Origin of the sequence: Akkermansia sp. KLE1798 (genome assembly GCF_001580195.1) — a bacterium.
In the GTDB taxonomy this organism is placed as follows: domain Bacteria; phylum Verrucomicrobiota; class Verrucomicrobiia; order Verrucomicrobiales; family Akkermansiaceae; genus Akkermansia; species Akkermansia biwaensis.
Genome location: NZ_KQ971078.1, coordinates 25,651 through 46,480, shown reverse-complemented (window position 1 = coordinate 46,480; position 20,830 = coordinate 25,651). Strand labels below are relative to the sequence as shown.

The window sequence follows — 20,830 nt, the reverse complement described above, 5'->3', positions numbered from 1 at the left end:
AAGAAAAAGGATGCCTTCCCTTTTTGATTAGTGCGTTTCAGGTTTCGGAAGCGGCGGAGGCACGGCATTTTCCCCTTTGGGGATTTCCACGGTTGTGGAGAGAGGATAGCCCGGAGACAGGACGGCGCGCGTCCCGTCCCGGAATTCAAAGTGGTAGTCTTTGTTTTGGCCGGGATCTCCGGTAGCGAGGGCCACTTTGTAGCGGTCCCCCATGTCCCGGACAAGAAGGAAGCCGGGCCTGTCCATGCTCCGGAGGGGAGCAGGCAGATCCGTACACGGGGAAAAGACGACATATCCCGTGGTGCCTGTTCTCCGGTGGTGGACGGCATGGACCGTTGAGTCTTGCCTGAGGATGGAGACGGGCGGCGTGGAGGAGGCGATGGATTTGGCAAAGTCTGCGGCCTGTTCCGGTGTAGGGGAGACGCAGATGGTATAACTGCAGGCAGCCCGGGCAGGAGATTTTCCGTGATCCAGCCACGCAAGAGCGAAGACGCCACGCGTGGGCTTGTAACAGGCGGCATTGGCGGAGAAGGGAGTTTCCCTGAATTGCTTCCTTCTAATGTCCAGGCAGGGATTGTCCTGAGGATTCCGGAGGTCCTGCCTGTTGAAGTAGGTCCACTCCTGCTCCTGGAACCGGAACCGGAGGGGCGGTCCGGAATGGACGTGGTAATGGTTGCCCAGAACATCGCGCAGGGCGGTGGGTACGGTTCCGTCCAGGTCTGCGCGGCTGGTTTCACGTCCATTGACCAGCGGCGCGTTGGTCCCCGCCTCCCGGGCCTGTTGAAAAAGGGTGGTCACGATGCCGTTCTCCGTTTCCTGGAGGGGAGTGATGTCCGTGGTGACGACCGTGATAAGGTTGTCGAAGAAGAAGGCGCTTTTTTTGAAAGATATGTCCAGGCAGTAGAAGTCGTTTCCCCAGATGCCGTTCTTTTCAAGGGACACGCCGCCGCCCATGTCGTTGCCGTTGTTGAAAAGGGCGTAGCCTTCAAAAAGTTCGTGGCTCTCCCGGACAGGGTTGGTTCCGCCGGGCCAGTGGTTCCAGTTCCAGCCGGAGCGCCGCCAGCCGGTCTCCTTCCCGATCGTCAGGAAAATGGTGCCGTTGCGGCTGTAACGCCCGTAGTTGTTGCTCTCCGTCCAGCCGTATATTTCCAGCCCCCGGCGATGTTTCAGCATGCCGACGGCTGCTGCCTGCCAGTCCGCCCGCCGGTGGATTCCCGTGGCGGCCAGGTTGAGGCTCATATGCCCCTCCACCCGGGCAGGACTGATGCCTTCGGCCCGGTATCGGGCAACTTCCGGGCTGTCTTCTCCATCCAGAGCAGCCAGGTAGAGCGCCGCCATTTCCCGGTCGATGGTTTTTTTGCCGTCGGGGGAACCCATTTGGGCGAGTTGCAGCGCCGTGGACGCCACACTCAGAGAAATTGGCGCCCCGCTGCGCAGGTAGAGATTGGGGGCAAGACGGTTGTGCATGATTTGAAAGGCGCACGCATGCGCGTAGGTGCGCAGTTTTTCCTGTGTTTGAGGGGAAATGCGGAATTCCGTATGGCGGAAGGGCAGAATTTGTGTGTGCAGGAGGGCAGGCGGCGTGTAGCCTCCGTAGCTCAAATGGTGGCCGGTGTGGTGATGGGCGGTTCCGTCCCTGCCGAAAGGGTAGTCGTTTTCCCCGATCGTGCGGTCCAGATAATTTTTATAGGCGCGCAGCCGCTGGTATCGTTCGGCTTCGTCCGGAATCATCAGGATGGCTGCCGGAAGGTGGGAAGAGTAGTTGTAAAACTCGTCACAGGAGCTGTAGGGCGTGCTGCTCAGCATGGCATGGCCCATGTTGAACCACGCCGTGCTTTTGGCCATCTGGTCAAGAATGCCGGCGCGTTCCAGAAGGCTGCGGTGGGAGAACACGGCGGGGGAATAATGGCGGTAGTCGTATCCGTTGCCTATCCAGCCGAAGTTGTTGTTCCCTTCCTGATACCCTTGGTCGAGGAAGTGGCGGCACATGAGGATATACATGGTTTCCGCCTCTTTTTTAAGGTTTCCCTGCTCTCTGCGTATGGCGGCGGCGAGCTGGCGGAAAAGGGGAAGATATGTCTTTTTGAAATCAATGGAGCCCGGAACGGGATGGAAGCCGTTGTCGGTAAGGGCAATCGGCCTGCCTGTGACGCATCCTTCCTTTTCCCTGATTTCCAGAGAGGAAAATTGTTCCCTGAGTGCGGAAAAGTCCCGGTAGGGGAGGCCGCCCTGTCCCCCTGAATGCTCAAAATAGTGTTTTTCCAGCGTCCGCATGGCTGAGCGGGACGAAGGGCCGATTTTTTCTGATGGAACGAGAGGGGGCAGGAAAGGACGGTTGAGGCTGACGTCATGGCTGCTGTAATGGGTCCGGTCCGGCGGCAATTTGAGAAGCTCCGCATCCGCTGCCCAGGGTTGCTGGTCATCCGGCTGGACGGGAGGGGAAAGAATGGCGGGATTGACGACATCCAGCCAGAGGCTGCCGGAAGGGGATTCCGTCCGGAAGACGGCCCTGTCGAATTCCGTGCCCGGAGGTATGCCGAGGTGTTCCGGACCGGCTCCAAGGACCCTCCAGCCGGTATAGTTCAAGTTGTACCAGCAAGAGGCAAGGAGGACGCCGCCCTTGTAGAATTCAAGATGGAGACGTTCCTTTGCGGGGACCGGATTGTACAGCCAGAAGCCGAAGTGTGTGGCGAGGTTCTTTTCCCGCCGGATTTTTCTGGGGGCAAAAGCATAGGCCAGCGTGGAGCCGGGATGCGTCCATTTCCATTCAAGTGAATGGACACCGTCCTTGTAATGCCTGGAAGTCCGGGCAATGGAACTGCCAGGAGAAGGTTCCCAGCCTGTGGCATCCCGTTCAAAATCCGAGCCGTTCACTGTGGCCCGGGCAGGGAGTGAAAAGGGGAAGAAACAGAGAGCCGCGAAAAGGATGGCGGGGATGCCGTTCATATTCATGGTACGTTCCGGTATGGGAATTTGTTTCTCTGTTACCGGCGGCCGTTATGGCAGGTGCGGACAAAGTCCTGAAATATCTTTTCCAGCAGTCTTTTTAATAGGCGTCCCGGTCATTTAATTTTTTTCGTCAGGAAAGCGGGGATCGTTTTTTTCAGGCATGGAGACGATCCGGGGCACGCGACGGAACAATGCCCACGCCAGAAGGACGGAAAAGAGGCACAGGGCCAGTTCCAGCGCGCAGGAGAGCGCCATGAGTATTTCCGGCAGGAACTGCGTCGGCTTGGCCGCCAGGTTCATCCAGAGTGACATGGCCAGAACGATCACAGCGCCTTGGAGGGCATAGCATGCCGCGAGAACGGCCCAGACCAGGAAACGCTTCCTCCAGGCGGCCGGATAGCCTTTTATGTACGGCAGGGAAAAAAAGGCGGTGGCGGCTGCCAGCAGGAATGTTGTTTCCAGAACCGTGTCTGCCGCCATGAGCCTGACGGCGGCAGGGCTGGCGGAGAGAAGAAGGAGGGCTGCATACAGGGCGGGGAAAACCATCAGGAAACTCAGTGTGCGGGTAACATAGCTGCCGCGCGACGCCAGCAGGGCGCAGGCGCCCCACGTAACAAGCACGGACAGGGAAATGATGGCGGCAATTTCCGCCAGGAGCGCCGCGGGCACGCTCCATGCCGCGCTGCCCGGGAGATGAAAGAGTACGGGCATCAGCAGATGGTGCAGGACGGTCAGGACGATTCCGGCACAGAACGCAAGCGCGCAGATGCGGACGGCCTGCCTGACGCCCGGATAAATCATCCAGTCTTCGGGGCGGGGGGAAGGGGAGTCGTTCGGCATGGCAGCGGCGGAGTCATGAAAAAGGGCCGCTTCCGGCGAGGAAGCGACCCTGCAAGTTTAACGCGGAGACGCGAATGGTCAATGCGGATCAGGCGGAAAAGTCGGCGTTTCTCATGTCGCCGGTTTCCTGGAACTTGGTGTGCATTTCAAAGGCTTTGGCCAGGCAGTGGGGCGTATGGCCCTGGGGCGTGAGCGCGATGTACTGGCGCAGTTTTTCCTGATAGTCCGGATGGACGCACTTGGTGATGATTTCCTCCGCGCGGTCGCGGGGGCATTTGCCGCGCAGGTCGGCCACGCCGTATTCCGTGACGATGATGTCCACGTCGTGTTCCGTGTGGTCGTGGTGGGAAACCATCGGCACGATGGAGGAGATGGCTCCGCCCTTGGCCGTGGAGGGGCAGGTGAAGATGGTGAGGTAGCCGTTGCGGGCGAAGTCCCCGGAACCGCCGATGCCGTTCATCATCTGCTTGCCGAAGAAGTGCGTGGAGTTCACCTGGCCGAAGAGGTCCACTTCAATGGCCGTGTTGATGCAGATGAGGCCCAGGCGGCGCACGATTTCAGCGTTGTTGGAGATTTCCTGCGGGCGCAGAATCACCTTGGATTTGTAGAAGTCCAGATCCTTGTACATTTCCGCCAGCATGGCGTCGGAGACGGTCAGGGAGCAGCCGCCAGCGAAGGTGCAGCGCCCTTCCTTCATCAGCGTGATGACGGAGTCCTGAATCACTTCCGTGTACATCTGGAAGTTCGGAATTTTCTTGTTGCGGCCCAGGGCGCCCAGGACGGCGTTGGCAATGTTGCCTACGCCGGACTGGATAGGCAGGAAGGAGGCGGGAATACGCCCGGCTTCCAGTTCTTCTTCCAGGAATTTGGCGACGTTTTCCCCGATTTTGTCCGTGATGGGGTCTCCGGGCTTGAAGGCGCCGATGCCGTCCGGTTCATTGGTGCGGACGATGCCGACGACCTTGGAGGGGTCGATTTTCCAGGTCAGGGAACCGACGCGTTCGGAAGGCTTGGTGAGGGGGATGGGCTGGCGGTTGGGCGGATCCAGCGGCATCATCAGGTCGTGCATGCCCTTGAGTTCCTTCGGATGGTAGGCGTTCACCTCCACGATGATGCGTTCCGCGAGCTCGCAGTAGGTGGGGGTGTTGCCCGCGCCGGTGGTCAGCGTGATTTCCCCTTCCGGAGTGATGTCCGCCACTTCAATGATGGCGGTTTTTACGGCGGGAATGTGGCCGTAGCGCATGTACATGGCCGTGTGGGACAGGTGCATGTCGTTGTAGCGGGTGCGGCCGCTGTTGATGTTTTTGCGCAGGGCGGGGGAGGACTGGTAGGGCGTGCGGCAGTCCACGGCGTCCGCTTCCGCCAAGGCGCCGTCCGCGGAGGCGCTGGTGGAGGCTCCCGTAAAGATGTTTACCTTGAAGGGGCGGCCCGCTTCATGTTCCGCGGTTGCCCTGGCGGCGATGGCGCGGGGGACCGCCTTGGGTACTCCGGCGGCGGTAAAGCCGCTGAAGCCGATATTTTCACCATGTTCAATGAGAGCTGCTGCTTCTTCTGGTGTCAATTCCTTGTAACTCATGTCAGTTGATTTTTGTTGAATGAAAATGAAAGAATCCTCCGTATTTATGGGAAAGGGAGGGATAGGCTCATTCTTCCTTGAGCCTGTTGACCAGGTGTGCCGGAATGGTTCTGGCGCGGCCGGCCGGAAGGGATAACACAGGATTGCCCTGATCGTCAATCCCTGTAAATATTCCCTGGACGGTTTCGTCATCCGTGAAGACGGTCACGGGCCGGGGTTCCGCCCAGGCCAGGGCCAGGGAATCCCGCAGGGCGGAGATGCCTCCGCGTGAAAATGCGGTGAAAACCCGGTCCAGATGGGAGGCCAGAGCGGCCATGACGCCGTGAACGGAAGGACAGTCCGGCAGCAGGTCCGAGAGACGTGCGGGCGGGTCCTGCACCATGCCGGCGATTCCGGCCACGTCATTGAAGACGTTGAAGCCGATGCCGATGACGGCCATATGGTCCGAGGGACGTTCCACCAGGATGCCCGCCAGCTTGGAGCGGCCCACCAGCAAATCGTTCGGCCAGCGCAGGCGGGCGTTCCGTATGCCCATGTCCCGCAGCATGTTCAGCAGCGCAACCCCTGCGACGAGGGGCAGATGCCCCCAGCAGATTTCCGAGGAAGCTTCATGCGGCGTGTCCAGGGGAACGGTGAAGGAGGCCCACAGGCCGCCTTCCTCCCCTATCCATTGGCGGTTGAATCTGCCCCGGCCTCCGGTCTGCACCCGGCAGACGGCGATATGCCGCGGGGGGAGCGTGCGGGCCAAGTCGTTGGTGGAAAAAGCCTCGGCCCATTCATGATAGGTCCAGTCGCCGCATGGTCCTTCCTCCTCTGCAGGAGTGGGGCATGGGGGTGTGGAGTTCATGGGATGGGCCGAGGCCTGGGATAATGTTTGTTCAGGTTATCTCGCCAGGGTGGCGATGTAGTAGCCCGCGATGACGGCGGTGCCGATGACGCCCGCAACGTTCGGTCCCATGGCGTGCATGAGAAGGTAGTTGGAGGGATCGTATTTCTGGCCCACGTTGTGGGAGACGCGCGCCGCCATGGGAACGGCGGAGACGCCCGCGGAACCGATCAGGGGGTTGACCGGGTTCTTGCGCCAGATGAGGTTCATCAGCTTGGCGGCGATGACGCCGCCGGCAGTCGCTACACCGAAGGCTACGATGCCCAGAAGGATGATCAGCAGCGTTTCCGGCTGCAGGAAGCGGTCTCCCTGCATCGTCAGGCCCACGGAGGTGCCCAGGAAGATGGTGACGATGTTGATGATTTCATTCTGGGAGGCCTGCACCAGGCGTTCCGTAACCTTGCATTCGCGCATGAAGTTGCCCAGCATCAGCATGCCGATGAGCGGAGCGGCGTCCGGAATCAGCAGGATGGTAACGATGGTGACCAGCACGGCGAAGAAGAGTTTTTCTCCCTTGCTGACCTGGCGCAGGGATTTCATGCGGATGACGCGTTCCTTCTTGGTGGTCAGCAGCGCCATGATGGGCGGCTGTATCAGCGGAACCAGGGCCATGTACGTGTACGCGGCCACGGCCACGGCGCCGAGGAGGTGCGGAGCCAGCTTCATGGTCAGGAAGATGGAGGTGGGGCCGTCCGCACCGCCGATGATGCCGATGGAAGCGGCTTCTTCCGGAGAGAAGCGCATGAACAAGGCCATGAAGAAGGTGGCCGCCACGCCGACCTGGGCCGCAGCACCCAGAAGAAGGGTGCGCGGAGCGGCCAGCAGCGGGCCGAAGTCCGTCAGGGCGCCCACGCCCAGGAAGATGATGGGCGGGAAGATTTCCGCCTTGATGCCCAGGCCGATCCAGTCATACAGGCCGCCGTGGATGGAGGTGATCATGAATTCCCGGGTTTGCTGGCCTACAGCCACGTATTTGCCCGCGGCGGAAACCACCAGGGGTTCCAGCCTGTCGGTTTTCAGGTCCACCGGAATCCGGCTGCCGCTGGTGTCAAAGTAGTCCATTCCCTGCTGGCGGACGACGATGGTGCCGGCTCCCCGCGTGAGCAGGAAAACGGGATCATTGCCGTTGTCCTCGCTGACATTGGAGAAGTCCTTCAGATTGGGATCAACTACCAGGCTGTCGTCACCCAGTGCCGCGGCATCCGCCTTGGCTCTTTCCTGGGATTCGCGCACGGTTTTGATCTGGGAGACGGTCAGCTGCTTGCCGGGGTAAACCTGCATGGGCTGGTGCATGCGTTCCAGATACTGGGCGCGCGCTTCAGGCGTGGTGAGGTTGTCCGGCACCTTGACGGGCGCCTCCTGGAGCGGAGCTACATGAACGCGCAGGTATCCCACGTTGTTCAGGGACGTGGCCGTAACCTGTCCCTTTTCATTGGAGGAGATGACCTGCTGGTTCATCTGGGAGATGAGCATTCCGTTGTCCGGAATGTTGGCGATGAGGGCGCCGAAGGCAATCGGAACCATCAGAAGCGGTTCGTATTGCTTGGCCACACCCAGATACAGGAGCAGAACGGCAATCCCCCACATTCCTACCATTTGCCATGATAGGGAGAAGATGCCCATCCCCTGTAAAAAGGTGATTAATGAATCTAAAAGACCCATATGGAATATTCGTTATAACAGGTTGTAGTCTGAATCAGGTTCCGGAACCGCTGGCGGTTCCGGACGATTACGGCCGGAGTTAACCGATTTTGGCCAGGGGCTGCCCTTCCTGCACCGTGTCGCCTGCGTTCACGCAGAAGGAGGTAATCGTGCCGGCGGAGGGAGCGTAGATGATGGTGTTCATCTTCATGGCTTCCAGGGTCATGATCTGGTCGCCGGCCTTGACGGCGGTACCGGGGGCTACATCCAGGGAGACGACCTTGCCGGCAAGCGGGCTGGGGATGTCTCCAGCGCCGGCGGCGGCAGGAGCGGGTGCGGGAGCCGGAGCAGGGGCCGCAACGGGAGCGGAAGCCGCGGGGGCCGGGGCGGGAGCTGCTGCGGGAACGGGAGCCGCCGTCGTGGAGGAGACCTGGTCCAGGAGTTCTACGGATACGTCAAATACCTTGCCGTCAACGGTGATGCGAAGTTTCTTCATAATAATGTATTGGTATGGAATGTTAAGTTAGATGCTGTCCGCCTGCAGGCGGGACTGTGGTGTAAGGTGAATAATGGATTGATCAGCGGGAGGGCCGGATGCGGTGGGAGGCGAAGATTTCCGCCCTGCCCGCGGCCGCATAGCCGGAACCCGGGGATTGCTTGATTTCCACGATGCGGTGGCTCATGCCGTCCAGGCCCGCATCCACGGCTGCGGAGATGACGGCCACCATTTCCGGCGTGAGCTCCGTCATGGCGGAGTCCACGGCTGCGGAGAGGAGGGCGAGCATTTCCGGAGTCATGCCCTGCTTGCCTGCGGCCGCGGCAGCGGCGGCAGGCACGGCGGCGGGGATAGCGGCCTTGGCTTTGGCCCTGTTCTGAATGGCGGCGGCTATGGAACCGCTGACAGTCAGAATGACGGCCAGGCCACCCAGGCACAGCATGACTACCATGATGCCTACAATCTGGTAGTTCAGATTGTTCATGACGTTGGCCATGCCCTGTGCGAAGGCGAGTGTTGTAAGTAGCATATGAATCCGTGAAGATGGATGTTAAAGCGGCATGTTGCCGTGCTTCTTGGCCGGGCGCACTTCCTTCTTGTTCAGCAGGGTACGCAGGGCGAAGGCAATCTTGGCGCGGGTTTCTTCCGGGTTGATGACTTCCGTGATCTGGCCCATGCCGGCGGCTACGTAGGGATTGTAGAAGGCTTCGCGGTATTCTTCCAGAAGCTCTCCCTGGCGCTTGGCCTTTTCCGCAGGGTCTTCCACGGCCTTGAGCTCGCGGCCATAAAGCACCGGAACGGCGCCTTCCGCACCCATCACGGCGATTTCCGCGCCGGGCCATGCGAAGACGGCGTCAGCGCCGAGGTCCTTGCAGCACATGGCGATGTACGCGCCGCCGTAGGCCTTACGCATGATCAGGGTGACCTTGGGCACCGTGGACTGGGAATAGGCGAAGATGAGCTTGGCGCCGTGGCGGATGATGCCGCCGCGTTCCTGGTTTTTGCCAGGCAGGAAGCCGGGCACGTCCACCAGGTTGACCAGGGGGGTGTTGAACGCGTTGCAGAAACGGATGAAGCGGGCGGCCTTGTCGGAGGAGTCAATGTCCAGGCAGCCGGCTTTCACGTTGGGCTGGTTGGCGATGATGCCTACCACCACGCCGCAGATGCGGCCGAAGCCGACGACAATGTTTTTGGCGAAGTCCTTCTGCACTTCCAGGAAGTCTCCGTTGTCCACCAGGCGGCTGATGATGGGCTGCACGTCCAGGGGCGTGCGGTTGTCGCCGGGGATCAGGTCGTTCATGCCGCCGTCCATGCTCAGGTCCAGCGGGGTGTCCAGCTTGTGGGGAGGTTCTTCCGTGTTGTTGGCGGGCAGGAAGGACAGGAGGCGCTTCAGGATGTCCAGCGCGTGGGCGTCGCTGTCCGCGACGAAGTGGACGTTCCCGGAAACGGAAGCGTGGATGGCCGCGGAGCCGATGTCGTCCATCGTGCACTTTTCATACGTCACCTGTTCGATCACCTTGGGTCCGGTGATGTACATGCCGGCGTTGCCGGAGTTGCGCATGATGATGAAGTCCGTCAGGGCCGGGGAGTAGGCCGCGCCGCCCGCGCAGGGGCCCAGGATCATGGAGATCTGCGGCACCACGCCGGAGGCCAGCACGTTGTTATAGAATACCTGCGCGTAGCCGGACAGGGCCGCCACGCCTTCCTGCAGGCGCGCGCCGCCGGAGTCGTTCACCGTCACCATCGGGATGCCGGCTTTCAGGGAGTATTTCTGCGCGTCTGCGATTTTCATGGCGTGCATGTAGCCGAGGGAACCGCCCTGGGCAAGGAAGTCGGAAGCGGCGCAGGCGACGGGGCGTCCGTTCACCAGGCCGAAGCCGGAGACGACGCCGTCGCCGGGGATTTCCTTCTTTTCCATGCCGAAGTTGTGGCAGTTGTGGCGCACGTGCATGCCTATTTCAGAGAAGGTGCCTTCTTCAAAAAGGTACCCCATGCGGTCGCGGGCGGTCATTTCGCCCTTTTCATGCCTCTTGTCGATCTTTTCCTGGCCGCCGCTGAGGATTACCTTCTTGCGGCGGCTGTTGAGATCGTCAATCAATTTGGGATCAATAGCCATTTGTATAGTGTTATGTGGTATATTCAGGAAATATGTTTAGTGTCCGCAGCCGCAGCCGCCGGGATGCTGGCAGAATTCGGTGAGCACGCCGAAGGTGCACTTGGGATGCAGGAAGGTGACCTGGGTATTGTGGGCGCCGGGCACGGGCGGATCATTCAGCACGATGAGGCCGGCATCCTTGGCCTGGGAGATGTTCCCGGCGATGTCGTTGGTCTTGAAAGCGATGTGGTGGATGCCTTCGCCCTTTTTCTCGATGGCCTTGGCAATGGCGCTTTCCGGAGAGGTGGGTTCAAGCAGTTCAATGTGGACTCCGGCAACGTCGAACATGGCGACGCGCACCTTTTGTGTGGGAACTTCCTCGATGTGGGGTTCTCCGAGGCCAAGTGCGTCACGATAGTAGGGAACGGTAGCGTCAAGACTCTTGACGGCGATGCCGATATGGTCAATTTGCTGAATCATATGCGTATGGTGGTTATGAATGCGGGCATCAGCCTGCAATGCATCACGAGCCATTAAAGCGGATTTTTTTTAGAAGTGAAGCGAAAAGCGGAAAAATGGCGAAATCGCATCCGGGCCGTTTCACCTGCTTGATTGCTTCCGCCGATCAGGTAGGATAGGGGCATGTTCAAGAGGGGATTAGCCGTATTGCTGTTTCTGGCGGCGTGGTTTTCCGCCGCTGCGGCCTATGAGCTCCAGCCGTCGCACGTGGCTGTGGTTTACAATGGGAAGTCAACCCTGAGCCGCCGCATGGCCGTGGAGTACGCGCGGGTGCGCGGCGTGCCGGAACGGAACCTCATTGCTCTGGATTGTCCGCGCGCGAACGAGATATCCAGAAAGGAGTTTGACGACCTGATCCGGTTTCCGCTGCTGAAGGCCGCGCGGGAGCAGAAGTGGTGGGTGCCTTCCGGCATTTCTTCTTCCCCCATGATGGACCGGAAGATTTTCGTGCTTCTCCTGATGTCCGACCTGCCGATGAAGATACGGCACGAACAGCCCGTGCCGCCGCCCGGAAAGGATATCAACCAAATGAAGACGGACCGGGCTTCCGTGGATTCCGAACTGGCCCTGCTGGCGTTTGACGGCTATGAAAGGCAATCCTGGCTGGCAAATCCCTATTTCAATAAAAGGGAGGATTTTGTGGGCTCCGGGCTGCCTACGTTCCTGGTGTGCCGCATGGACGGCCTGACGGCGGCCACCTGCATGCGTCTGGTGACGGAACCTGCGGCCGTGGAAAAGAAGGGGCTGTGGGGGTGGGCCGTGGTGGACCGGGGCGGTCCCCATGCGGAGGGGGACAAATGGATGGACGCCGTGTTCAGGCGCGTCCGGGAGGCCGGGATTCCCGTGTATCTGGACGACTGGCCCCAGACGCTGCCCGCCAAATTTCCGCTGAGCCGGGACGTGGCCCTGTATTGCGGATGGTACGCGCCGGATGCGAACGGTCCGTTTGCCGATCCTTCCTTCCGCTTCCGGCCAGGGGCGGTGGCCATGCATCTTCATTCGTTCAGCGCGTCCGAGTTCAGGACGCCGGGCAGGGGATGGAGCTCCGCCCTGCTGGAGAAAGGGGCCGACGTGACGGTGGGGAATGTGTATGAGCCTTTCCTGGGGGCGAGCCACCGCTTTGACGTGTTTGTGGACCGTCTGCTGGACGGTTATACCGTGGCGGAAGCTTCCTGGATGAGCATGTCCGTGGTTTCCTGGCAGGGTGTAGTATTCGGGGACCCTCTGTACCGTCCCTACGCCCGTATGAAAAGCATGGATGTGCAGCCTTCGGAAGAGGACCGCTATTTCCAGGGATGGTGGGCTTCCCGGCTCCAGTTCGGGGACCGCTGGCGGGAGCGGGCGGAGCGCCTGCTGGAATCCGCGCGGAAGGCCCCGTCCTCCTTTCTTTATGAAGCGCTGGCCCTGGAATACCTGTACAGGAAGGAATATGTTCAGGCCGGGAACATGGTTTCCACCGCGCTAAATTCCGTACCCGATGCCCGGGACCATTCCCGCCTTCTGCTGGAGTCCCTGCTGGTGGACCGTGCCCGGGGAGGGAACAAGGGGTGCCTGCTCCAGATGGACAGCGTCCAGGCCCGGATGCCTTCCGCGGACTTTCTGCCCGCGCTTGAGGAATGGCGCAGGAGGGTGACTCCCCCGCCGCCCGCCCCCGTTAAAAAATAAAATTGCGCCCGCATGTCAAATTTGGATTGCCTTTTAGGGGATTATGGACCATATTCTGCGTCCCGTAAGTTTTCCTTTTACTGATATTCACCAGCAACAGATAACACAAGATGAACATTATCAACAAAATCGAGCAAGAGCAACTCAAGGCGGATGTGACCCCATTTAACGTAGGTGATACCATCAAGGTTCACACTCGTGTTATTGAAGGCGGCAAGGAACGTATCCAGATTTTCCAGGGCATCGTGATCGCCAAGCGCGGTTCCGGCATCAATGAGGCGTTTACCGTCCGTAAGATTTCCTATGGCGAAGGCGTGGAACGCGTGTTCCCCCTGCACACCCCCCGCATCGCCAAGATTGAAGTGGTAAACCGCGGCAAGGTCCGCCGTGCCAAGCTTCACTATCTGCGCGGCCGCATCGGCAAGGACGCCATGATCGTCAAGTCTGCCACCCGGTAATTGGAAGGACTGTTATATTTTGCTGGCCCGGTTCGTCGTGAGACGGACCGGGCTTTTTGCGTTTTTTCCGTTTGTTCTGTTGTGGTTCCTGGGGGGAATAGGGGGAATAGGGGGAATAGGGGGAATAGGGGATGCCGCGTGGTATTCTTCAAGGGAGAGAGATATGAAGGGAAGGGAGGGGGGCTTTCCCCTCTGTACCCGGCACGGGCTATGGATGATTTATTCAGTTGCAGGGCGGCTGCATCCGGCGACTGCGGGCGTCCAGATAATAGATCATCAGGTTGGAAGCCAGCAGGCTTAGCATGAATACGATGCCGTTATAAAACAGAACAGGCCCCAACATGGTGCTGAAGAGGGACTGGATGTCTTGAACGACCGGTTCCATGGGGAAGGAATCCGCCTCTTCCTGCCACCCTCCGAATGTCTCCATGAACGTGATGAATGGGTGGATCAAGGTATAAAGGAGTGTCAGGAGCGTGACGGGCACGCTGAGGGTCCAGGCTGTCCAGATGAGCACTTTTCCGGGAGTCCGGCTTGTCGGGGACAGAATGCTGTTGATGTTCAGCAGGGCTTTCACGGGCATCCACAGGTTGCCGACGGGAAGAATGAAGGAAAGAACGCATTTGGCAGGGCTGGGCTGCATGAGGTTTCCTGCGGTGCGCCGGGCATCCCATGCCAGGCGGTAGATGAGCAGGAGCCAGCAGGCGAAGCAGGCCAGGGAAACCGGGAACATGATGACTCCGATTTCCGAGCCGGGATATGTAATTTCCATGCCGGAGGGAAGCTTATGAAGCGTTATCAGTTCGGACACTGTTTGTCCGATCATTTTCCGGACGGCTTCCTGGATCTAGGGGAGCTGAACAAAGATGATGAAACACGTTCCGACGATCAGGAACAGGGAAAGCGTTCCCTGCAGGAAAGGCAGCCATCTTCCCGCCCGGAAAAGAAGTGGATGAGGTCCGGGGGAGGAAGGGTTCATGGAGGTTATTCTACTTCTTCCGGGGCCGGAGCGGTTTCCGGTTCAGCTTTTTCTTCCGGTCCGAATACTTCTACTTCCGTCAGGGCCAGCGGCCGGGCGGGGCTGGTGGATTCAATGCGCAGTGCGCGCGCCTTGACCGCAGAGTCCAGCTTCCATGTGCTGATGTTGGTGGATTTTTCCGAAGGCGTGGTGGTGAAGGTTTTTTCCGCAAGCACGTTTTTTTCGTTGTCGTACAGCATCACCTTGAATTCCTCCATGGTTCCCAGCAGGGTCAGGTTGGCGGGCGTATAAATGACGATTTTTTCCACGGGACGGTTGGTTTCCGCCCCAAAGTCGATGCCGAACCAGGCATTTTTTCCTTCCACGACGCCGGTGGCACTGATGGAAACGTCGGAAAGCTCGGAACTGGTGTTCCCGTCAACAGCTTTTTCGGGCCCGTAGGCCGCCAGCATGTTGCGGGTGGAACTTTGGCGGACTTTCACGCCGGGCTGCACGCTCCAATTGATTTCACCGGGTTCGGCGGGGACGTGGGGAGCTGGTTTTTCAGAGGCAGCCGGCTGGGGCGCCGGAACTGGAGGTTGCGGAACGGAGGCTGCCGGGGAGGGAACAGCAGGGACTGCGGGCGCATGGTGGCGCGCTTCCTTGGCCGCCTTGTTGGCTTTCCGCACGACGTCGGCTTTCGCCTCGTTTGCCTTTTGCACCTGTTCGTTGTAGTCGCTGCGCATTTTCGCCACGTCCTTCTTGTAAAGGATGCAGGTGTACGTCAGCACGATGCCCACGATCAGGGCCGGAATGAGGTAATAATAAACATTTGACTGCCCTTTCCGCGGCCCGTTCAAGACCATCGCGGGCTGTACGGACGGCGTTGCCGGGGCTACGGAGATTCCTCCCGCGGGGCGGGCAATGGCCTTGTCCAGGTCAGTGATGAATTCCCCCATGTCCCGGTAGCGCTCCCTGGGGGACGGATTGATGGCGCGGGAGACCACGGCATCCACTTCATCACTGCACCGGATCAGGGAGGAAGGCATGGCGAATTGCGCCTCCAGGGGAGTGGTGCGGGTGAGCAGGATGTAGAGCGTCAGTCCCAGGGCGTAGATATCCATGCCCGGCGTGAATGCGGGTTCCGCTCCGGTGACCCATTCCGGGGAGGCGAAGTCCCCCATGTCCACAGGAGGCTGGGCGGGGTAAATGTTGATGGGAAGCAGCAGTGCGTCTCCGCCGTCGGGACGTACGGTGATTTGCTTGGGTGTGATGCCTCCATGAAAGATTCCCTTCCGGTGCAGAGTCAGCAGGCCTTCCGCCAGGTTGCGGACGATGGTGAGCGCCGCCTGGGGCTTGATTTGCGGAATTTTTTCCATGTCCGCCAGGCGCGGATATGGTGAATGGGCGGAGATAATGAAGGTGAAAGGGCCGGCCTGTCCCACTTCGTAAACGCGGAGAAGACCCTGGTGGGACTGTTCCACGATGGCGCGGGAACGGATGACGAATTCGGGCGTCCAGCCGAAGACGTCCGCTTCCTCCGTAGAAACCAGCCGCAGGATAACGGGGGCAAAGTTGGATTTGAGCGTGGCGGAAAAGATTTGCTGGGGGCCTTTTGTTCCAATAAGCTGGATGTTTTCCAACTGGGGAAAGAGATGGGAAATCTGGTCCAGGGAAAGGGAGTCGTCGGCAGGCATGGAAGAGGGGAATTGTATTGGCAAATATTCTACCTTAAAAATACCCGGGGAGGCAACTCCATAAGCAGGCATTTATGGCCGTTACGGTCTTTTCAGGATGACGGGCCGGGCTGGGTTGGTCTGCCAGACGGGAACGGCGGCGTTGGCTTCCGTTTCTTCCAGCACTTTTTTCCCTTTGACGTTGACCAGGTGTTCCCGCAGGATTCTCCGCAATTCCACCGCGGCGGCGGGATCGTCCTGGACGCTGTGTCCGGACGGGACGATTTTTTCGCTGACGCTCCAATCCAGGTGGGAGGAGCTGTATTTGACGATGCCGTCGGATGAATAGGGCGTGTTGTTTTTCCCCCTGTCCCCGATGATGGAATGGACCGGGACGGACGGAGCGCAGCGCAGCTCGGACATGTGTTTGACCAGGGAGGAGTGCGGGGAAAGCTGGCGGATGCTGGTGAGTTCGTCCTTCAGTTGCAGGGGATTGAGCAGGAACATGCCCCTGCTGAGGGTGGCGATGCGGGTGGCTTCCTCAAGTACGTCCGAGGGGAGGTCGATCAGGCGCTGGCCCAGCCGTCCTATCCAGTTGTCCGCAAAGGTGGAGCCGCGGTGGGGGGTGGCCATGTACACCATGCGGGTGACTCCCCTGGCCGGGGTGAAGATGAAGTTGTTATGGAGCTGTTCCAGCGTGTGGTCGTCGCAATTCAGCGGAGTGAGCGCTTCCTTCCAGTTGGCCGCAGTCATGCTTTCAAAGGTTTCCGGGGGGAGCTCAAACAATCCTTTCATAAGGATCCACGGCTTGGTGGATGTGTTGAAGCGGGTGATGAGGCCGCCCATGGAATGCCCCACCATGACGATGTTGTTCATTTCCCTGGAAGTTCCGCCGGGGTTGTATTCCTGCATGAGCTCCGTCAGGGCCGCCCGCTGCCTGCCGGCCGGGATAGTCCAGGCCAGTCCGGAAGGATAGCCGAAGAACCAGAACTGGTAGTTTTCCCGGATGACGGGGTCCACCAGAAGCCGGTTGGTCAGGTTGGCGAAGGTGGCGGGGCCGGACATCAGACCGTGGGTGAAGAGGACGGGAATTTTTTTCGGGTCGTAGGGCTCGGAGAAATAAAGCCCCATGGTGCTGATGGCTTTTTTGGGGCGGAAGGCTCCCAGCAATTCCGTGCCGTCCGCGTCAGAGAGTTTCCAGAAAAGGGCGATCGGGACGGAGAAGTTGGCTGCCAGGGGTTGGCGCACCTTGTGGCGGCCGATGAAGATGTGTTCGTTCATCAGGCGCGGGAGGGTGCGGAGGGTGGGTTTCCCGTCCACCATGCGGTCAAAGTCCAGAATGGCCGTCAGCGTATGTACGTTGCCGTTGTCCCTGAGCATGTTCGCGTGGGGGCGGGAGACCCCTTCGGGAGCCAGCCCCGCCAGAGGAATTCCCATTCCTTCCACGGTGACGGTTTCCCGCAAGCGGTAGGTGGAGTCCACCTCGTCGGACATGAAGATGGCCTCGTAATGCCAGGGGTTGCTGTCCCTGGCGTAGGGAGATTTTTCAATAACGAAGGGGAGACTTTGGAGCATGGCTTCGTCCATGCCGCCGTTGCGATTGGCCTGCTTGAGATGGGAGGCCAGTTTGCGGATGCAGGCGTTGTATTTTTTTCTGGCTTCCGGCCATTCCCGGCTGCGCCTAGGCGATGAAAGAACGAGCCATGCCTCCCGGGCCTCCTGAATAGCCAGCGCATCGTCCTGATAATGGGTGTAGGGGGCTTTCTGCAGCTGGCTGTGCACGGAACAGCCGGAGAGTCCCAGCATGAGGCCGAGAAGGATGACGAGAGGGGCCGTATTCATGGCGGGATGGAGAGAAGGGGAGAAGAAGGGATCAGGAAAGCATTTCCAGCGCCCTGTTCATGGAGCGGAGGAAGGTTTTCACTTCCTCTTCCGTGTTGTACAGGGCGAATGAGGCGCGGGTGGTTCCCGTGGTTCCCAATGCGCACATGAGGGGCTGGCAGCAGTGGTGCCCGGTGCGGACGGCGATTCCCATCTGGTCCAGAAGGGTTCCCAGGTCGTAGTGGTGAATGCCCTCCGCCAGTACGGATACGACGGCGCTGTGCGGCACATCCGGGGCCAGCACGGTCAGCCGCGGCATGGCCTTGAGCCCTTCCACGGCCATGTCCGTGAGCTTTTGTTCATGCGCGGCGATGTTGTGCAACCCCAGTCCGGAGACATAGTCCATGGCGGCGGCCATGGCGACGGCCCCTTCAATGTTGGGGGTACCTGCCTCGTATTTGAAAGGAATGTCGTTGTAAACGGTTTTTTCAAAGGTGACTTCCTTGATCATTTCCCCTCCGCCCATCCACGGCGGGAGCTGTTCCAGCAGTTCCCTTTTTCCCCACAGGGCGCCGATACCCGTGGGGGCGTACAGCTTGTGGCCGGAGAAGGCGTAAAAGTCGCAGCCCAGTTCCTGAACGTCAACTTTCATGTGGGAGACGGCCTGCGCACCGTCCACCAGGACGATGGTGTCCGGCCTGTTTTGTCTGGCCAGCGCCGTGATTTCCCGAACGGGGTTGACTGTTCCCAGTGTGTTGGAGACATGCCCGATGGCCACAATGCGGGTACGGGGGGAAAGCAGGTTTTGATAGGCTTCCATGTCCAGCGTCTGGCCCGGCGTCAGGGGAATGACGCGGAGGACCGCGCCCGTGCGTTCGCAGAGCATCTGCCACGGGACGATGTTGGAATGGTGTTCCGCCGCGGACAGGATGATTTCATCCCCGGGCCTGATCATCCCGGATTTGGCAATCGTGTCCGCCGCCAGGTTGATGCCCATGGTGCAGCCGGAAGTGAACAGGAGTTCCGCCGTTTCCGGAGCGTTGATGAATCTGGCGGCTGTTTCCCGCGCCTGTTCGTGCGCTTCCGTGGCCAGCTGGCTCAGGTAGTGGGAGCCGCGGTGGACGTTGGCGTTCTGCGTTTCATAATAGCGCCGGGAGGCGTCCAGGACGGCCAGCGGCTTTTGAGTGGTGGCCGCGTTGTCCAAATAAATGAGCGGTTTACCGTGCACTTGGGTTTCCAGAATCGGAAACTGGGCGCGGATGGTTGCTGTATCAAGCATGGTTATTGTACAAGTGAAGGTTCTTTGCGCAGTTCGTCCCAGCCGCCTTCCAGAATGAAGACGGGCGCCCGGATGCCGTATTCCGGCTTTTTCAGTTCATTGGCTACGGCTGTGCTGGAATTGCAGTCCCTGCTGCAGAAGATGACGATGCAGTACCCCTTGTCCTCCGCCGTCATCAGGGCCTCCATGGCACCGGCAAGCAGTTCCTGGTAATTGTCGTCAGCCGGACGCACGGGATAGACGGGGGCCTGCGTGATGGTGTGGCGTTCGAAGTCGTCCTGATTTCTGGCGTCTATCCAGACGATTTTTTCCGGCCAGTCCTTCAGGACCTGGGAAAGACAGACATGCCCTTCCTCCAGCAATTCCGGGTTGCAGGGAGGCGTGCGCAGCGGCTGGATGACGCGCAGATCCAGCACGGCTATCCCTACGGCCAGCAGCAGTATGACCAGCAGGAGTTTCAAGGCAGTGGAAAGGGCGTCTCTCATGGCGGGGTATGAAGGGGGGTCAGTCTTCCTTGATGGTCAGAAACCCCATCTGCCGCTTGTAGCGTGGAACGGTGGAATCCGTCCGGACCCAGATGGTGTTGAAAGCCGGCTTGTCCGTGGATTTTGGGGTGACGATGATTTTGTATTCCTTCCCTTTTTGAACGGTGACAGGCTCGTAGTCAAAAGCGTCCCCCGTCAGGTCCACCGTTGTCAGGTTGACGGGCAGTTCCTTGGAGATGGTGATGTGGATGGTTTTGGGGGTAGCGGGAGCCCCCTTCGTCCATTCCAGCTTGCGGGGCTCCATGCGGATGATGTCCGGAATCTGTGCTCGGATGACCAGCTTGTAGGCGGAGCCGTTGGCGTGTACGGTCATGTCTTTGTCCACCGTACCGGAAAAATTGCCGGTTTTCATCACGGCTGTCACGGTTCCGGATTCCCCTGGAGCGTAGGTCAGCTTGTTGTCCCTGACTCCGGCGGTGGTGCAGTCACAGGAGACGCTGATTTTGCTGATGGTGACGGGAACGCCGGAAGTGTTGGTGAAGGGGAACGCCGCCGTGATGCTGTCCTGGGCCGGGGCCACCTTGACAGGGACGACCGTTTCCTTGAAGGACAGTTCATCCTTGCCGGAAGCGGCGCTTCCGCACAACAGCAGGCCTGACAGGATGAAAGTCCGCACGGTCATGATCATTTCAGGATGGAGTTTCCTCTTTGCTGCGGGAAGAGAAGATGCTGGCGATGAAGAAGATGATCGCCGCCACGAAGATGCAGGAATCCGCCACGTTGAAGGCTGGCCAGCGGTAGTTGATTACGGGAAGGGTGACGTCGATGAAGTCCACCACGTAGCCGTTCAGCAACTTGGTGAAGAAGCCGTGCGGCTGTTCGTAGGGAAGCAGGAAGCCCTGCACGAGGCGGTCCGTCAGATTGCCGGCCACGCCCGCCAGCAGGAGTACGTAGGCAAGCTTGAGCCATACCGTATGGAAAAAGTTTTTCCGGTATAGGACGATGAGGGCGATGATCGCCAGCACGGGGATGCCCAGAAAGACGTAGCTGGACCAGGCCGTTCCGTTCCCCAGGCCGAAGGCCACTCCCGTATTGTGCACCCTGGTGATGTTCACCATCCCGTCAAGGAAGGTGATGGGTTCCAGATCCCGGAGGCGGTTCAATGCATCCGCCGTATTCTGGTTCAGATCGGTATACCTTGCCATGTCTTCAACCGGTATGCGTCCTTTGGAGAAGAAATCGATGATGCCGTCGGCATGAATGTGCTGGAATCCCGAAAAATCGGGGTCGTAAGCATACTTGTGGGCATGCTCGTTCACATAGTTCAGCGGAAAGCGGTGGATGATCCACAGCTTGCTGACCTGGTCCAAAATGTACAGCCCCACGCCCAGCAGGCTCCACCAGAGCCAGCCGAGGCTTTTCTTTGTGCGGGGGGCGGAATCCGTTTCCGTCTGGTTGTCCATGAGTCAGGGAAGAATTGTTTACG

At 59.6% G+C, this 20,830-nt stretch carries 18 protein-coding genes; 2 read left to right on the top strand and 16 right to left on the bottom strand.

Features of this window, described 5'->3' with window-relative positions; translation table 11 throughout:
• Window positions 1-27: 27 nt before the first annotated feature.
• The 9 genes from HMPREF3039_RS03840 to mce form a co-directional block, all read right to left on the bottom strand.
• Complete coding sequence (locus tag HMPREF3039_RS03840) at window positions 28-2,946, bottom strand: chondroitinase family polysaccharide lyase (protein ID WP_197483295.1); 2,919 nt, start codon at window positions 2,944-2,946, stop codon at window positions 28-30.
• Window positions 2,947-3,066: 120 nt separating this feature from the next.
• Complete coding sequence (locus tag HMPREF3039_RS03835; RefSeq protein WP_067569000.1) at window positions 3,067-3,789, bottom strand: hypothetical protein; 723 nt, start codon at window positions 3,787-3,789, stop codon at window positions 3,067-3,069.
• Window positions 3,790-3,877: 88 nt separating this feature from the next.
• Window positions 3,878-5,365 carry a butyryl-CoA:acetate CoA transferase gene (locus HMPREF3039_RS03830; RefSeq protein ID WP_067568994.1) on the bottom strand — a complete coding sequence of 496 codons (1,488 nt, stop codon included), beginning with the start codon at window positions 5,363-5,365 and terminating at the stop codon, window positions 3,878-3,880.
• A gap of 67 nt (window positions 5,366-5,432) precedes the next feature.
• Window positions 5,433-6,212: a biotin--[acetyl-CoA-carboxylase] ligase gene (locus HMPREF3039_RS03825; RefSeq protein ID WP_067982627.1), complete on the bottom strand. Its 780-nt coding sequence runs from the start codon at window positions 6,210-6,212 to the stop codon at window positions 5,433-5,435.
• A 36-nt stretch (window positions 6,213-6,248) separates the two neighbouring features.
• Window positions 6,249-7,838 carry a sodium ion-translocating decarboxylase subunit beta gene (locus tag HMPREF3039_RS13275; protein ID WP_082770238.1) on the bottom strand — a complete coding sequence of 530 codons (1,590 nt, stop codon included), beginning with the start codon at window positions 7,836-7,838 and terminating at the stop codon, window positions 6,249-6,251.
• A gap of 154 nt (window positions 7,839-7,992) precedes the next feature.
• Window positions 7,993-8,388, bottom strand: coding sequence for an acyl-CoA carboxylase biotin carboxyl carrier protein subunit (locus HMPREF3039_RS03815; protein ID WP_197457190.1), 396 nt, complete (start codon window positions 8,386-8,388; stop codon window positions 7,993-7,995).
• A gap of 82 nt (window positions 8,389-8,470) precedes the next feature.
• The gene (locus tag HMPREF3039_RS03810) at window positions 8,471-8,917 is read right to left on the bottom strand and encodes an OadG family protein (RefSeq protein ID WP_082770239.1); all 447 of its coding nucleotides are present in this window, start codon (window positions 8,915-8,917) and stop codon (window positions 8,471-8,473) included.
• A 21-nt stretch (window positions 8,918-8,938) separates the two neighbouring features.
• Window positions 8,939-10,504, bottom strand: a complete 1,566-nt coding sequence (locus HMPREF3039_RS03805) for an acyl-CoA carboxylase subunit beta (RefSeq protein WP_067568984.1) — start codon at window positions 10,502-10,504, stop codon at window positions 8,939-8,941.
• A gap of 36 nt (window positions 10,505-10,540) precedes the next feature.
• A complete protein-coding gene (gene mce / locus HMPREF3039_RS03800) occupies window positions 10,541-10,963 on the bottom strand; it encodes a methylmalonyl-CoA epimerase (protein WP_067568982.1) in 423 nt (140 codons plus the stop codon).
• A gap of 162 nt (window positions 10,964-11,125) precedes the next feature.
• Here mce and HMPREF3039_RS03795 point away from each other — a divergent pair, with 162 nt between their 5' ends.
• Window positions 11,126-12,667, top strand: a complete 1,542-nt coding sequence (locus tag HMPREF3039_RS03795; protein WP_067568980.1) for a TIGR03790 family protein — start codon at window positions 11,126-11,128, stop codon at window positions 12,665-12,667.
• 110 nt (window positions 12,668-12,777) lie between these two features.
• Window positions 12,778-13,125, top strand: a complete 348-nt coding sequence (gene rplS / locus HMPREF3039_RS03790) for a 50S ribosomal protein L19 (RefSeq protein ID WP_067568978.1) — start codon at window positions 12,778-12,780, stop codon at window positions 13,123-13,125.
• Window positions 13,126-13,348: 223 nt separating this feature from the next.
• Here the strand turns inward: rplS and HMPREF3039_RS03785 are convergent, their stop codons facing one another.
• The 7 genes from HMPREF3039_RS03785 to HMPREF3039_RS03755 form a co-directional block, all read right to left on the bottom strand.
• On the bottom strand, window positions 13,349-13,897 hold the full coding sequence (locus tag HMPREF3039_RS03785; RefSeq protein ID WP_167506800.1) for a DUF4328 domain-containing protein: 549 nt from the start codon (window positions 13,895-13,897) through the stop codon (window positions 13,349-13,351).
• Between the two features lie 212 nt (window positions 13,898-14,109).
• Entirely contained in the window at window positions 14,110-15,780 is a 1,671-nt protein-coding gene (locus tag HMPREF3039_RS03780) for a discoidin domain-containing protein (RefSeq protein ID WP_067568972.1), read from the bottom strand.
• 81 nt (window positions 15,781-15,861) lie between these two features.
• Window positions 15,862-17,601, bottom strand: coding sequence for an esterase/lipase family protein (locus HMPREF3039_RS03775; protein WP_067568969.1), 1,740 nt, complete (start codon window positions 17,599-17,601; stop codon window positions 15,862-15,864).
• Between the two features lie 31 nt (window positions 17,602-17,632).
• Entirely contained in the window at window positions 17,633-18,859 is a 1,227-nt protein-coding gene (locus HMPREF3039_RS03770; protein WP_067568966.1) for an aminotransferase class V-fold PLP-dependent enzyme, read from the bottom strand.
• A 2-nt stretch (window positions 18,860-18,861) separates the two neighbouring features.
• Window positions 18,862-19,344, bottom strand: coding sequence for a rhodanese-like domain-containing protein (locus HMPREF3039_RS03765; protein ID WP_067568963.1), 483 nt, complete (start codon window positions 19,342-19,344; stop codon window positions 18,862-18,864).
• 19 nt (window positions 19,345-19,363) lie between these two features.
• A complete protein-coding gene (locus HMPREF3039_RS03760) occupies window positions 19,364-20,026 on the bottom strand; it encodes a DUF1573 domain-containing protein (protein WP_215436928.1) in 663 nt (220 codons plus the stop codon).
• A 7-nt stretch (window positions 20,027-20,033) separates the two neighbouring features.
• Window positions 20,034-20,807, bottom strand: coding sequence for a signal peptidase II (locus tag HMPREF3039_RS03755; protein ID WP_067568955.1), 774 nt, complete (start codon window positions 20,805-20,807; stop codon window positions 20,034-20,036).
• Window positions 20,808-20,830 lie beyond the last annotated feature (23 nt).